General features: G+C 71.0%; 18 protein-coding genes. 11 read left to right on the forward strand and 7 right to left on the reverse strand.

All coding sequences use genetic code 11. From position 1 onward, the window contains the following. Window positions 1-20 precede the first annotated feature (20 nt). Window positions 21-344: a hypothetical protein gene (locus ACRAWB_RS08325; protein WP_431352918.1), complete on the forward strand. Its 324-nt coding sequence runs from the start codon at window positions 21-23 to the stop codon at window positions 342-344. On the opposite strand, the gene ACRAWB_RS08330 is transcribed toward ACRAWB_RS08325, so the two are convergent. Further along, on the reverse strand, window positions 341-928 hold the full coding sequence (locus ACRAWB_RS08330; protein WP_431352919.1) for a TetR/AcrR family transcriptional regulator: 588 nt from the start codon (window positions 926-928) through the stop codon (window positions 341-343). The genes ACRAWB_RS08325 and ACRAWB_RS08330 overlap by 4 nt on opposite strands. A gap of 152 nt (window positions 929-1,080) precedes the next feature. On the opposite strand from ACRAWB_RS08330, the gene ACRAWB_RS08335 reads away from it, so the two are divergent. The 3 genes from ACRAWB_RS08335 (at window position 1,081) to ACRAWB_RS08345 (ending at window position 2,898) form a co-directional block, all read left to right on the forward strand. Beyond that, window positions 1,081-1,677, forward strand: a complete 597-nt coding sequence (locus ACRAWB_RS08335) for a DUF6230 family protein (RefSeq protein ID WP_363805122.1) — start codon at window positions 1,081-1,083, stop codon at window positions 1,675-1,677. Then, on the forward strand, window positions 1,668-2,180 hold the full coding sequence (locus ACRAWB_RS08340) for a DUF6114 domain-containing protein (RefSeq protein ID WP_431352920.1): 513 nt from the start codon (window positions 1,668-1,670) through the stop codon (window positions 2,178-2,180). Before ACRAWB_RS08335 ends, ACRAWB_RS08340 begins: the two co-directional genes overlap by 10 nt. Before the next feature lie 127 nt (window positions 2,181-2,307). Further along, window positions 2,308-2,898 (forward strand): hypothetical protein, encoded by a 591-nt coding sequence (locus ACRAWB_RS08345; RefSeq protein ID WP_431352921.1) that lies wholly within the window; start codon window positions 2,308-2,310, stop codon window positions 2,896-2,898. An 81-nt stretch (window positions 2,899-2,979) separates the two neighbouring features. Here the strand turns inward: ACRAWB_RS08345 and ACRAWB_RS08350 are convergent, their stop codons facing one another. Continuing rightward, complete coding sequence (locus tag ACRAWB_RS08350; RefSeq protein ID WP_431352922.1) at window positions 2,980-3,600, reverse strand: DUF1992 domain-containing protein; 621 nt, start codon at window positions 3,598-3,600, stop codon at window positions 2,980-2,982. An 88-nt stretch (window positions 3,601-3,688) separates the two neighbouring features. Between ACRAWB_RS08350 and ACRAWB_RS08355 the strand changes: the two genes are divergently transcribed. After that, window positions 3,689-4,795, forward strand: a complete 1,107-nt coding sequence (locus ACRAWB_RS08355) for an epoxide hydrolase family protein (RefSeq protein WP_431352923.1) — start codon at window positions 3,689-3,691, stop codon at window positions 4,793-4,795. A gap of 130 nt (window positions 4,796-4,925) precedes the next feature. On the opposite strand, the gene ACRAWB_RS08360 is transcribed toward ACRAWB_RS08355, so the two are convergent. After that, entirely contained in the window at window positions 4,926-5,501 is a 576-nt protein-coding gene (locus ACRAWB_RS08360; protein WP_431352924.1) for a TetR/AcrR family transcriptional regulator, read from the reverse strand. 97 nt (window positions 5,502-5,598) lie between these two features. Here ACRAWB_RS08360 and ACRAWB_RS08365 point away from each other — a divergent pair, with 97 nt between their 5' ends. From ACRAWB_RS08365 to ACRAWB_RS08375, 3 genes are read left to right on the forward strand one after another with little or no spacing between them, the layout of a single operon-like run. Further along, window positions 5,599-6,036 (forward strand): hypothetical protein, encoded by a 438-nt coding sequence (locus ACRAWB_RS08365; RefSeq protein WP_431352925.1) that lies wholly within the window; start codon window positions 5,599-5,601, stop codon window positions 6,034-6,036. 7 nt (window positions 6,037-6,043) lie between these two features. Then, window positions 6,044-6,274 (forward strand): hypothetical protein, encoded by a 231-nt coding sequence (locus tag ACRAWB_RS08370; protein WP_431352926.1) that lies wholly within the window; start codon window positions 6,044-6,046, stop codon window positions 6,272-6,274. A 9-nt stretch (window positions 6,275-6,283) separates the two neighbouring features. After that, on the forward strand, window positions 6,284-6,931 hold the full coding sequence (locus ACRAWB_RS08375) for a class I SAM-dependent methyltransferase (protein ID WP_431352927.1): 648 nt from the start codon (window positions 6,284-6,286) through the stop codon (window positions 6,929-6,931). Here ACRAWB_RS08375 and ACRAWB_RS08380 read toward each other — a convergent pair. The 3 genes from ACRAWB_RS08380 to ACRAWB_RS08390 all read right to left on the reverse strand — a co-directional run bounded on the left by ACRAWB_RS08380 (window position 6,913) and on the right by ACRAWB_RS08390 (window position 8,875). After that, window positions 6,913-7,254 (reverse strand): YciI family protein, encoded by a 342-nt coding sequence (locus ACRAWB_RS08380; protein ID WP_431352928.1) that lies wholly within the window; start codon window positions 7,252-7,254, stop codon window positions 6,913-6,915. The genes ACRAWB_RS08375 and ACRAWB_RS08380 overlap by 19 nt on opposite strands. Before the next feature lie 133 nt (window positions 7,255-7,387). Beyond that, entirely contained in the window at window positions 7,388-8,542 is a 1,155-nt protein-coding gene (locus ACRAWB_RS08385; RefSeq protein WP_431352929.1) for a ScyD/ScyE family protein, read from the reverse strand. A 168-nt stretch (window positions 8,543-8,710) separates the two neighbouring features. Beyond that, window positions 8,711-8,875 (reverse strand): hypothetical protein, encoded by a 165-nt coding sequence (locus ACRAWB_RS08390; protein WP_167552366.1) that lies wholly within the window; start codon window positions 8,873-8,875, stop codon window positions 8,711-8,713. A 91-nt stretch (window positions 8,876-8,966) separates the two neighbouring features. Here ACRAWB_RS08390 and ACRAWB_RS08395 point away from each other — a divergent pair, with 91 nt between their 5' ends. From ACRAWB_RS08395 to ACRAWB_RS08405, 3 genes are read left to right on the forward strand one after another with little or no spacing between them, the layout of a single operon-like run. Beyond that, window positions 8,967-9,647, forward strand: coding sequence for a LuxR C-terminal-related transcriptional regulator (locus ACRAWB_RS08395; RefSeq protein ID WP_431352930.1), 681 nt, complete (start codon window positions 8,967-8,969; stop codon window positions 9,645-9,647). Window positions 9,648-9,696: 49 nt separating this feature from the next. Further along, the gene (locus ACRAWB_RS08400) at window positions 9,697-10,500 is read left to right on the forward strand and encodes a class I SAM-dependent methyltransferase (protein ID WP_431352931.1); all 804 of its coding nucleotides are present in this window, start codon (window positions 9,697-9,699) and stop codon (window positions 10,498-10,500) included. Window positions 10,501-10,507: 7 nt separating this feature from the next. Continuing rightward, window positions 10,508-10,840 carry a hypothetical protein gene (locus ACRAWB_RS08405; protein WP_431352932.1) on the forward strand — a complete coding sequence of 111 codons (333 nt, stop codon included), beginning with the start codon at window positions 10,508-10,510 and terminating at the stop codon, window positions 10,838-10,840. Window positions 10,841-10,846: 6 nt separating this feature from the next. Here ACRAWB_RS08405 and ACRAWB_RS08410 read toward each other — a convergent pair whose 3' ends face one another. After that, entirely contained in the window at window positions 10,847-11,521 is a 675-nt protein-coding gene (locus ACRAWB_RS08410; protein WP_431352933.1) for a winged helix-turn-helix transcriptional regulator, read from the reverse strand. Between the last annotated feature and the right edge of the window lie 14 nt (window positions 11,522-11,535).

Here is an 11,535-nt window from a genome sequence, read left to right on the forward strand (position 1 = left end):
ACGAGCGAGAGGGGACGACCATGGACCGCATCCCGGAGGACGGCGTCGACGACGTCGAGGTCGGCGAGACGGACGCCGGCGAGACGCCCGGCTGGGCCGACCCGGCCGACGGCGACGTGGACTACGCCCTCAACGACCCGGAAGCGGAGGCCGACTTCGCCGACGAGCTCGTCACGAACGACGCGGTGGCCGGCGAGACCATCTGGCCCGGCCCGGGCGACGGCAACGATGGACCGACCGGCGGGCAGCCCCGCGAGGCCGAGCCCGTCCTCGACGAGCACGACGAGGAGGACGTCGACGACGGCGTACTGACCGAGGAGGACGTGGAGGAGGAGGGCATCTAGCCCAGCGCCTCCACCACCCCGCGGGCGCTGCGCTCGAGGAAGCCGACGATCTGCTCGGACGGAAGGTCGGTGCCGATCGCGCTCTCGACCAGCGCCTCCTCGGCGAACGCGATCCACGAGCGCAGAGCGATGCGCAGCATCGGCGTGTCCGGTACGCCCAGCTCCAGGAACACCGCGATGACCCGCTTCGCCTGCTCGCCGCGCGCCTCCTCGACGACGGCGCGCACCTCCGTGTCCCCCGAAGCGACGCCGCGCACCAGCGAGTAGAACGTCCCACTGTGCTCGCGCACGAACGCGACGATCCGTGCCAGCGTGTCGTGGAGGCGGTCCAGCGGCGGCAGCCCGGCGATCGGCTCCGTGGCGTGCAGCATGCTGTCGCGCGCGGTCCGCACCACATCCCGGTGCAGCCCCTGCTTCGACCCGAAGTAATGGAACAGCAGCCCTCGCGAGACGCCCGCCCGAGCCGACAACTCCTCGATGGACAGCTGGTCCAGCGGGTTGTCGGCGAGGAAGGCGACCCCCAGCGCGACGAGCTGTGTCCGGCGCTCGTCCGGCGTCAGCCTGGTGCGCCGGTCGGATTCCATGGGTCGAGCCTAACCGTCACCCCGGTCGCCGAGACTGTGCGGATACACGAATGGATGCATCCATCAACTATTGACACACGGTCAATAACGTTTAGGCTCGCTCCTGGACCTGACTGCGCCGACGCTGTCAAGTCCCCCGAACAGGAGGATCGATGAAGTTCCGAAAGCTCGCCGGGTCTCACGCCGGACGGATCGTTCTCGCAGCCGTCCCCGTGGCCGTCGTGTCCACCGTGCTGATGGCCGGTGTCGCGCAGGGTGCCGTGCCCGTCTCGTTCGCCGTCTCCGGCAGCCAGTTCCAGATCAGCGCGTCGAAGCTCGACGGCAGCGGCTTCTCGCAGTACGCCGGCGTCGCGCCCGACACCGCGGGCAAGGAGCATCAGGTCGCGATCGCCAACATCAAGTCGGCCACGCTCGCCGACCTGTGCCAGTCGGTCGTCACGGACACGCCGCTCGGCAAGGCCGGCATCCTCATCACCGCGGGCGGCGACGGCAAGCCGGCGAGCGCGTCCGACCTGCAGATCGGGATGACCGACCTCAAGGGCGACTCGGAGTTCCACAACATCCGCATCGGCGTCGACGCGTCGACGGTCAACACCGCCGCCAAGGGCACCGCCGGCGACTTCGCGCAGGACTCGGACACCGTCACGATCACGAACCTCCAGCAGACCGCGTGGAGCACCCAGGCGTCGGTCTTCACCCTCACCGGGATGCACGTGCAGCTGACCGACGGTTCGAAGGGATGCTTCTGATCGTGGCCGCCCACCACGCGGGTGCGCCGGCCACGGCGGGCGCCTGGGCCCGCTTCCGCGGCTGGCGACGCCGCCGACCGTTCGTCGGCGGCGTGCTGACCGCCCTCGGCGGCATCGAGATGTTCTTCTCGGGCCAGCTCGACATCGGCAAGATCCACGTGCAGCTCGGAATCGAGGGGCTGCAGGCGACGATCATCCCGATCCTGCTCGTGGTGCTCGGCGTGCTCGCGATCGCGATGCCGGCGCACCGCATCTTCTATGGCATGATCGCGCTGGCGGTTGCGGTGTACTCGCTGGTGGGTGTGAACCTGGGCGGGTTCTTCGTCGGGATGCTACTGGCGACGGTGGGCGGGATCCTGACGGTGGCGTGGATGCCGAAGAAGGATGCGGGGGTGGCGGGTGATGCCGACGCCGACCCCGCCCAGAACGATGCTGACGGCCTCCCCGTTGATCTCGCGGAGCCCGAGCCCGCGCCCGCCCCGCGGGAAGGCACGACCGCATGAGGCGCGCGCGTTCGGGGGTCGTGGCGGGTGCGCTGATCGCGTGTATCGCGGCCGCGGCCGCTGGGATCGGCGCCGCCCGCGTGCCGACGGCTGCTCCGGCGGAGCTGTGCATCCCGCTGTTCATGTCGTGCGGCTCGCCGAGTCCTACGCCGACGCCGACGCCCACTCCGTCGTCCGGATCCGGCCTCCCCGGCGTCCCATCGCTGCCGGTCCCCGGGTCCACCGGCGCGCCTGTCGCGCCCGGCGTACCGGGCGCGACTCCGACGCCGACCGCTCCCCCGCGCCCGCGGGCCCGGACGCCGGTGCCCCAGTCTTCACACAGCCGCCCGCGCAGCTCGGCAGCCGGTCCCTCTCCTTCTCCGGCCTCAAGGGCATCACCGTGGTGACCGTCCCGCTCGCCGACGGCCGTCGCATCCCGGTGCTGAAGATCTCGGCCGACGCCATCACGATCGACGGCTTCAGCCTCACCGTTCGGAAGGAGACCGGCCCGAAGCTGGCGACCACCGCCGACCAGATGGCGCTGAGCGGCAACGTGCAGGTCTACCTGGACTCGGTGACGGCGACCGGCTCTGACGGCAAGAGCATCACCCTCGGCGCCGCGACGCCGCCACCCGCCGACGGACTGCCTCCGCAGCTGCTGCGCGTGACGCTCGGCCTCGTCGGCGTGACCGCGGACAGCATCCACTTCACCGCGCCACACCAGCACCTGTCGGAGTAGCGCGCCTCCATGGGTCGCAACACGCCGTTCTGCGGCGGCGATGACGGCGTGTTGCGACCCATGGAGGCGGGTTGACGGGCGTCAGCGGCCGTTCTCGCGCCGGAGGCGTCGCCGCTCGCGCCGGGACAGCGCCGACCAGGCCTCCTGCTGCGCGCGACGGTTCTCCTCGGCCTGCCGGATGCGCTCCTCGCGCCGCTGCCGCCACCGGGCGACCTCCTCGTCCACGTCGCGTGTCGGGGTGACCACTGGCGGGCCGCCCTGCAGTTGCCGGCGCGCCTCGACGATCCGGCGGTTGAAGCCGTCCAGGTGCTCGCGCACCGCCGCCTCGGACGCCAGCCGGTCGAGCCGATCGTCCAGCTCCTTGTCCTCCGTGCGCAGCATCAACGCCGGCGGCCCGAGACCCGTCAGCTGCTCCCGCTCGATCTTGCGGCGGATCCACCAGTCGGGGTCGTGCGTCCCGGTCAGCCCGGGGAGAGGCTTGCCCGCGCCCGGGAGGTTGTCGAAGTCGCCGCGCCGGATCGCCTGCTGGATGGCCGTCTCGACGATCTGCGCCCGCTGGTCCATCGACGGCTGGCCCGCGTTGGCCTCCTCGACTTCTTCGCCGCGCGCCTCGGCGTCGCGTTGCAGCCGGTACCGCGCGGCCTCGACGAGCGGGTCGGACTCGCGAGCCGCGCGACGGTTCTCGTCACGGTTGCGGGCCATGTTCTCCACAGTACGCCGCGCCGACGACCTCTCCACAGATTCCGGAACGTCCTGCCCACCGGTCGGAGGTCCCTCCTAGATTCGACCCATGAACGACCGCATCCACGTCTCCGACGCCGATCTCGCCGACCTGCACCGCCGCCTCGAGTCCGCCATCCTGCCCGAGCCGACTCCCGGCCCGGAATGGTCGAACGGCATCCCGCCGCGGGTGCTGCGCGGCCTCGTCGACCGATGGCGCGACGGCTACGACTGGCGCGCGGTGGAACGCCGACTCGACCGCTACGAACAGCGGATAGTCGACCTCGACGGCTGCGCGATCCACGTCCTCGTCGCGCCGGCCCGGCATCCCGGCGACGCCCTGCCGATCGTCCTCACCCACGGCTGGCCCTACTCCTTCGCCTCGATGCTCGACCTCGCCGACGTGCTGAGCGAGGAGCGGGATGTCATCATCCCGTCCCTGCCCGGCTATGGATGGTCGGCCCCGCTGCCCGAGCCGTACTCCTCGGCGGCCGTCGCGGCCCGTTGGAACGCTCTGATGACGACCTCGCTCGGGTACGACCGCTACCTGACCTACGGCGAGGATGTCGGCGCGGGCGTCAGCGACTGGCTCGCCGCCGCCTACCCCGATTCGGTCGCCGGTATCGTCGCCTCGCACGCCTCCTTCTCCGGCCGCTCGCGACCGGGGGTCGAACTGACGGACGAGGAGCACGCCTTCCTGGCCTCGGTCGCCAACCCGGCCGAGTCCGGCTACGCGCACGAGCAGGGCACCCGCCCTGACACGCTCGCTGCGGCTCTCATCGACTCGCCCAGCGGCCTGCTCGCCTGGATCGCCGAGAAGGTGGCCGCCTGGAGCGACGGCGCCGGGCTCGAACGCTTCGACGTCGACGACATCCTCACCAACGTCTCGGTCTACTGGTTCAGCCGCTCCATCGGGACGAGCTTCCGGCCGTACCGCGAATCGACCGACGACGACGAGTTGCACCCGCTCATCACGGTGCCGGCGTCCATCCTCATCCAGCGCCATGAGGCCGCCTACCCGCGGTCGCTGGCCGAGAAGAGTTACACCGACATCCGCTCGTTCGCGCGACTGCTGCGCGGCGGTCACTTCACCGCGTGGGAAGCTCCGGACGCGGTCGCGACAGCGGTGCGTGAACTCGAGGTGAACATCCGAACATCCGCCGGGCCACGGGGTTGACTTCGACGACCGGTCGATTACTGTGTGCACTAAGCAACCGGATGGCAGGCTGAACCGCAGGGGGCGGGCAGCTGTACTGCATTCCCGGTGCGCGGCGGTCGACGTTCGGGTGAGTCGGCCGCCGCAAACTTTAAGCAGCGGTGGCCGCGGCCGCATCGAGTTCGCGGGCCCGCTGCAGCAGCAGTGCACCGACAGCCTCCAGGGGCCGGACGCTGTGCTGCACGCGGGCGATCACCACCGCCCCTTCGGCCGACGACACCAGCACCGTCGCGAACTCGGAGGCGTCGCTGCGCGCCACGCCTGCATGCACGAGCAGGCCGGTCAGGTGCTCCATCGACGACGCGAACACGGAAGCCGCCTTGTCGAACAACTCGCCGTCGGGCGCCGACACCGTGACCGCCAGCACCGGGCACCCCGACTCGAACTCCGACCCTTCGAGCACCGCGCGCCAGAACGCGAGGAAGGCCGCCGTGACGCTCTCGGCCGTCCCGCCCGCGTGCGCGGCGACCCAGCGGTCGTGGGAGGCGGTCGTGCGGTCGAGCGCTTCGCTGAACAGCTGGTTCCGCCCGCCCGGGAAGTGATGGTAGATCGACCCCCGCGGCGCGCCCGTCTCGCTGAGCATCTTGCCGAGCGACGCCCCGTGCACACCCTTCGATGCCAGGAGCCGGATCGCCCCGTCGAGCATCCGGTCGCGGGTGTCATCCATCGGCAGCCTCCTCGGTCGCGATTATGACGTTGATCATAATGCCGCTCCTTGCCAGGCTCGAACCATCCACTTCTCCCCTCGACCCCAGGAGGCCCCCATGCCCATGATCGACATCTACGCTCCCGCCGGAACCTTCGCCGACCCGCACGCGCTGGCCACCGCTGCCGCGGCGACGGTGAAAGATGTGGAGGCCGTCCCCGACATCCCGATGTTCCGCTCCAACACCGCCGCCTTCGTCCACGAGCTTCCCGGCCACTACCTGGCCGACGTGGACGGCGCAGGCGACCACGTGCGCGTCCAGGTCCTGACCAACGCCGGCGCCCTCGACCGCGACAAGCAGCTCGCCGTCGTCGAGCGCCTGACAGCGCTGGTCGCCGACGCGGCCGGCGACGCAGGCCTCGCCGACCGCACCTGGGTGCTCCTCACCGAGGCCGCTCCCGGCGGCTGGGGGCTGTGGGGCCACGCCCACACCAACGAGGAGCTGGTGCAGGCGGCGCGAGCCGAGATCGCGAAGCTGCAGGGGGCCGCGGGCTGAGGTGCGGGTGGGCCGGTCGGCGACCAGCCCGTCGGTCCACGGCGCCTGGGCCGGTCGACGGCGGAAGCGCCGGCCGGCAACCATCACACCGGTCGGCAGCCAGCTCGACGGCGTCAGCACGCCGATCGGCGCCCAGCACACGGTCGGCGGCACGCGCGCCAACGCCAGCCCGCCCGTCTGCGGCGAGGAGCCCATCCGCGGCCACCGCGCCCTGCCGCCTTCACGCACACCCCGTTAGGCTGCCCCCGTGACCGACGCGCACGACTCCCCAGCGCCCGCAACCGTCGACGACCACCTGCGGATGGTCCGCGAGCGCTTCGACGACCGCGCCCCCACCTACGACGACTCAGCGATGCACCGCGCGCTGGCCACCGCGGTCGCCGCGTTCGTCGACCTCGACGGTGTGGACGCTGTCCTGGACGTCGCGACCGGCACCGGTCTCGTCCTCCGCGCCCTCCGCGACCGCGGCTTCACCGGCTCGGTCACCGGCGTCGACCTCTCCCCTGGCATGATCGACGAGGCGCGCCGTCACCTTCCCGACGCCACACTGCTGGTGACCGACGCGAACAGCCTCCGCCTGCCCGACGCCTCGTTCGACCTCGTCACCTGCGTCACCGGACTGCAACTGTTCCCGCATCCCGGCGCCGCCATCGCCGAGTGGGCGCGCGTCCTCCGCCCCGGCGGCCGGGCCGTCACCGCGACGTTCCTCGCCGTCGACCCGACCCGCCACCGCGCGGCGCCGCCGCCCGGGTCCGACCACTCGCCGTTCGACTCCGTCGAGCACCTGGCGCAGACGGTCGCGCCGGCCGGCTTCCGCGTGGCCCGCACCGAGACGTGGACCGACGGAGCCGACGAACTCCTGATCGCCGAGCTGTCCTACGACGCCGGGTCGTAGGCGAACGCGCGAAGCTCCTGATCGCAGCGGCACGCCTTCGCGATCTTCGACGCCCAGAGCAGCGCGTCATCGCGGGTCGGCACCTCGATGATCGTGTAGCCGCCCTCGAGGCGCGCGGTCTGCGGGTATGTCCCCTCGCGCACCCCGCCCTCGGCCGACACGAGCACCGGTGGAACCGTCTCGTCGATCCCGCCGCCGAACACGTACGCCCCCGCCTGCTTGATCTCCTCGATCACCGCATGCGCCTCCGCCGCGACGGTGTCGAACTCCTCCGGCCGGAAATGCATCTCCCCACTCGGGAACGAGATCATGAACTTCGACATTCGGTGCCCCCTCCTTCGGCCGGCCCCTCCGGCCTCCGCGCACGGTCACCCGCGACGATAGCGGGCCGCTGGTCGGTTGTCGATGGCAGCAGAGGGGCGCATCGCCCTCTCAGACGATGCGCCCCAGCAGCGCTCACTCCCCCACGTTGATCCGCACCACCTGCCCGCTCACCCCGTTCGGTCCACCCGTCGCAGGCATGATCGACCAGTTCGATACGTACGCGCTGCCGCCCCGGAAGGCGAAGCCGGACGGGAAGAACAGCTGCCCGGTCCCGTACGTGGTCCGCTGACCGGTCGGGCTGATCTTGACCAGCGCGCCGCTCGGGTCCGTGCCGAGGCCGTGGACCTCGAACTCCGTCACGTAGAAGTTGCCGGAGCCATCGAACCCGCAGCCCTGGATCGTGCTGAAGCCGGTCCACTTGACCCGCGCCGTCCCGTTCGGCCAGACCTGCCAGACGCGGGCGCCGCCCGGCGCGTACGTTCCGCCCAGCAGCTCGGTCACGTAGAAGGATCCGTCGGGCGCTTTCGCGACGCACGTGCTCACGCTGTCCGTCACCGAACCGGCCGGGACGCCCATGAACGCCACCGTCGAAACGGAGCCGTACTTGTCCACCTTCGCCAGGATGTTGGCCCCGGCGTCGGCGACGTAGCGCGTGTTGCCCACCGTGATCACCGAGTTCGGGTTGGCGTCCGGGAACTGGTCGGGAACGAGGTCCTTGTGCGCCGCCGTCCACGCGTAGTCGGCGTCACCGGTCGCCGCGATGGGCGACCACGTTCCCGTCTTGGAGTCGATCACGATGGTGCGCCCGAGCTGCGCCCGTGCCGCATCCACGATCGGGTTCCCCGGCGGAACCGCGGGGATGGGAGACGTGTTGAGCGCGATCTGGCCCGTCACCCATCGTCCTTGCGCGTCGACGGACACCAGCCCTTCGGCCGCTGTCCCCGACTGGTCGGCCGCCGAGAACAGCCCCGTGATGGGATGCGTCAGCACGCCGTTCGCCCACACCCCGAGCTTGCCGGTGAGGCCGCCGTACTGGTCGCCTTCGGGTCCGCCGCCCAGCGGCAGCGTTCCGCCGTGCCCGGCTTCGGCGATCAGCAGCTGCCCGCCCGTCCCGAACGTCAGTCCGCGCGGGTTGTCCAGCCCCGACACGACGACCTGCACCGTGCCGCCCGGCGGTTTCGGGGCGGCCTGCGTGGTCGCCTGGGCAGAAGTGGCGCCGGCGGCGATCAAGGCCGCGACGAGCAGTGCGGGCGCGCCCACACGGATGGCGATGTTCGATGTCCTCATCGACCTGACTCCCTATCCTCATCGATAGATAGGCCACGTCTCCCCCACAACACGCGCGAACCTAGCACCGCGAGCGGGGGCGAGGCTAGAGTGCGACGGCGGCGGGTGGACGCATGTCCGCCCGCCGCCGTCGGCCGACTGTCCCCGAGGGCTTCCCCCAGCCCCTTCTCACACGCGTCGGCTACCCGTGAGCATCCGCACCAGCCAGATGATCGCGGCGATGACGAGCAAGACGATCCCCACCCAGAGCAGGAAGTTCAGCGACGACACGAAGCCTCCGGTGAGCAGCAGGATGATGGCGATCACGGCGATGACGATCAGCAGGATGTTCATGACACGACCCTTTCCGGTGGAGATGTTGACGCCTCCACGCAACCACCGGAGGGGCCGCCCGACTTCACCCCTAGGGGTGTAATGTGCCGCCATGTCAGACGCCCCGGCGGCACCGGCCAGGCCGTTCACGATCGCACTCGTGGACGACTACGACGTCGTGCTGCTCGGCCTGGCGCGGATGTTCGACGACTTCCGCGACCGGCTGCAGGTCGTCGAGATCGACGCCAACGAGCCCTTGTCCGAGCCGATCGACGTGGTCCTGTACGACGCGTTCGCCCAGCCGGAGTCCGGTCACGCGCAGATCGGCGAGCTCGTGAAGAATCCGCGGGCGCGGCACGTCGTCGTCTACACCTGGAACTTCCATCCCGAGCTGGTGGACAGCGCTCGCAAGCAGGGTGTCCACGGCTACCTCTCGAAGACGCTGGCCGCACAGGAGCTGGTCGACGCCCTCGAAGCGGTCAACGCCGGCGAGATCGTCGTCAGCGATTCCCCCGAACGCGCCCGCAGCGCTGACGAGCTCGACTGGCCGGGCCGCAAGGAGGGGATCACCGATCGGGAGTCCGAGATCCTGGCGCTGATCACGCAGGGCAAGAGCAATGCGGCGGTCGCCGAGCTCACCTATCTGAGTCCCAATACGGTCAAGTCGCACATCCGGAGCGTGTACCGGAAAATCGGCGCGGAGAGCCGCACGCAGGCGGTGCTCTGGGGAGTGGAGCACGGGTTCACACCCGATCACCACCGGATCGAGCGGTGGGTGGGCGCCGGCCGCTGAATCGCCTGCCCTACTTCCCGGCGACGACGGAGCGCGCCAGAATGTCCGCGTGACGGAGTCGATCGACATCCCCGGGGCCGTCGTGCCCCCGCGTCCAGGAGTCAGCGCCGAGGAGTTCGACGCCGCCCACGGTGACGCGGCGGCCGACACCATCATGGCGCGCCTGGCGCGCGAGGCCTACGGCGACGACTATCCCGACGGCGTGGACCCGTACGGGATGTCCACCCGGTGGACACTGCAGACCTTCGTCGATCAGCTGCGCATCCCTCAGGGCGGCACGCTCGTCGACATCGCGTGCGGGCGTGCCGGGGTGAGCCTGTGGGTGGCGCGCGAGACGGGAGCCGACCTCATCGGCGTCGACTGGTCCCCGGTCGCCGTCGCGGAGGCCGCCAAGCGGGCGAGCGCCTGGGTGGGCGACGGACGCGCGCGCTTCCAGGTCGGCGACCTCGTCGCCACCGGGCTGCCCGACCAGTGCGCGGACGCCGTCCTGTGCGCGGACGCGATCTTCTTCGCGACGGATCGTGTCGCCGCCGTGCGCGAGGCGGCGCGCATCCTCCGCCCCGGCGGTCGGTACGCCTTCACCGCGGACGAATCTGACGACGGGCGCCCCCACGCCGTACCGGATTGGCGTCCCATCATCGAGGCCGGCGGCCTGGAGGTGGTGGCGCGGATCGAGGTCCCCCGCTGGGCCGAACAGCTCGGGCGGATGTACGACGTGTGGCTGGCGAATCTCGACGAGGTGCGACAGACGCTCGGCGAGGAGGCCGCGAACGCGATGAGGGAGGAAGCGGAGACGGTCGGCCCGACGCTCCCGAATCGAACGGGGGTCCTCTATGTCGCCCAGCGCGCCTAGGCCCCCCATGACCATCCGCGAGAGATTCGACGACATCGTCACTGCCTTCGTCGGCCGCCCCGGCGTGACTCCCCCGACCGGTGGCCCGCGGCGATTCGGCTCCGACGCCCTTCGCGTCGACGGCTCCGTGTTCTGCATGGTCTCCAGCGGCGAGCGCTTCGTGGTGAAGCTGCCGGCTGCGCGGGTGCAGGAGCTGATCGCCTCGGCCGTCGGTGAGCCGTTCCAGGCGGGCAAGAAGACCCCGATGCGGCAGTGGCTCGTCGTGACGGATGAGGCGCCCGGGCTCTGGGAGTCGCTTGCGGAGGAGGCCTACGCGTTCACGCGCGGCGGCATCAGCTGAGGCCGGTCAGCCGAGGGCAGGCACGTTGACGCTGAACGGCACCCGCAGCGTCTCGGCGAATCGCTCGAACAGCGCCGGGTCGCCCTCGAGCTGGACCGCTCCCGTCGCCACCGCGGTGGCCGCATCCAGCTCGCCCGCCATGACGTCGCGGATCTGAGGGCCGGCGGTGATGATCAGGTCCGGACTGTCGATCGGCCCCGGTCCCGCGACGATGACCCCGTCTCGCATGATGACGTGGGCGGTCACATCGGCGACGCGGACCTCGTATGTCGTGTTCCAGTCCGCCGGCACCACGCCATCGCCCGCAGCCACCTTCAGCGCAGCGGTGATGGACGCGGTGGTCACGATCTCCCCCTCGCGCGGCGCGCGCATCCCGCCCGCACCCCACCGGGAGAGAGCGTCGAGCGCCGGGCCGATCTCCTCGCCGCGCGGTGTCAGCGCGTAGACGACGGAGCGCTCGGCACCGGAGGGAGCCATCCGCTCGACGATGCCCTCGTCCTCCAGCTCCTTGAGCCGGGAGGCCAGCGTGTTCGTCGGGATGCCGGGGAGGCCCCCGACCAGCTCCGAGTAGCGCCGGGGTCCGACGCTCAGATCGCGGAGGATCAGCAGCGTCCACCGCTGGCCGACGATCTCGGCCGCGCGCGCCAGGCCGCAGAACTGGCCGTAGTGCTGGTTCGTCATGCGTCCTAGATTAG

This window comes from Leifsonia poae (genome assembly GCF_050632865.1).
Lineage (GTDB): Bacteria > Actinomycetota > Actinomycetes > Actinomycetales > Microbacteriaceae > Leifsonia > Leifsonia poae_B.

Bases quoted from the DNA above. Each gene is read 5' to 3' on its own strand.
- ACRAWB_RS08390 (WP_167552366.1), bottom strand. From the start codon at position 8,875: ATGAACATCCTGCTGATCGTCATCGCCGTGATCGCCATCATCCTGCTG.
- ACRAWB_RS08350 (WP_431352922.1), bottom strand. From the start codon at position 3,600: ATGGCCCGCAACCGTGACGAGAACCGTCGCGCGGCTCGCGAGTCCGAC.
- ACRAWB_RS08410 (WP_431352933.1), bottom strand. From the start codon at position 11,521: ATGACGAACCAGCACTACGGCCAGTTCTGCGGCCTGGCGCGCGCGGCC.
- ACRAWB_RS08325 (WP_431352918.1), top strand. From the start codon at position 21: ATGGACCGCATCCCGGAGGACGGCGTCGACGACGTCGAGGTCGGCGAG.
- ACRAWB_RS08385 (WP_431352929.1), bottom strand. From the start codon at position 8,542: ATGAGGACATCGAACATCGCCATCCGTGTGGGCGCGCCCGCACTGCTC.
- ACRAWB_RS08335 (WP_363805122.1), top strand. From the start codon at position 1,081: ATGAAGTTCCGAAAGCTCGCCGGGTCTCACGCCGGACGGATCGTTCTC.
- ACRAWB_RS08380 (WP_431352928.1), bottom strand. From the start codon at position 7,254: ATGTCGAAGTTCATGATCTCGTTCCCGAGTGGGGAGATGCATTTCCGG.
- ACRAWB_RS08330 (WP_431352919.1), bottom strand. From the start codon at position 928: ATGGAATCCGACCGGCGCACCAGGCTGACGCCGGACGAGCGCCGGACA.
- ACRAWB_RS08395 (WP_431352930.1), top strand. From the start codon at position 8,967: ATGTCAGACGCCCCGGCGGCACCGGCCAGGCCGTTCACGATCGCACTC.
- ACRAWB_RS08340 (WP_431352920.1), top strand. From the start codon at position 1,668: ATGCTTCTGATCGTGGCCGCCCACCACGCGGGTGCGCCGGCCACGGCG.
- ACRAWB_RS08355 (WP_431352923.1), top strand. From the start codon at position 3,689: ATGAACGACCGCATCCACGTCTCCGACGCCGATCTCGCCGACCTGCAC.
- ACRAWB_RS08365 (WP_431352925.1), top strand. From the start codon at position 5,599: ATGCCCATGATCGACATCTACGCTCCCGCCGGAACCTTCGCCGACCCG.
- ACRAWB_RS08360 (WP_431352924.1), bottom strand. From the start codon at position 5,501: ATGGATGACACCCGCGACCGGATGCTCGACGGGGCGATCCGGCTCCTG.
- ACRAWB_RS08405 (WP_431352932.1), top strand. From the start codon at position 10,508: ATGACCATCCGCGAGAGATTCGACGACATCGTCACTGCCTTCGTCGGC.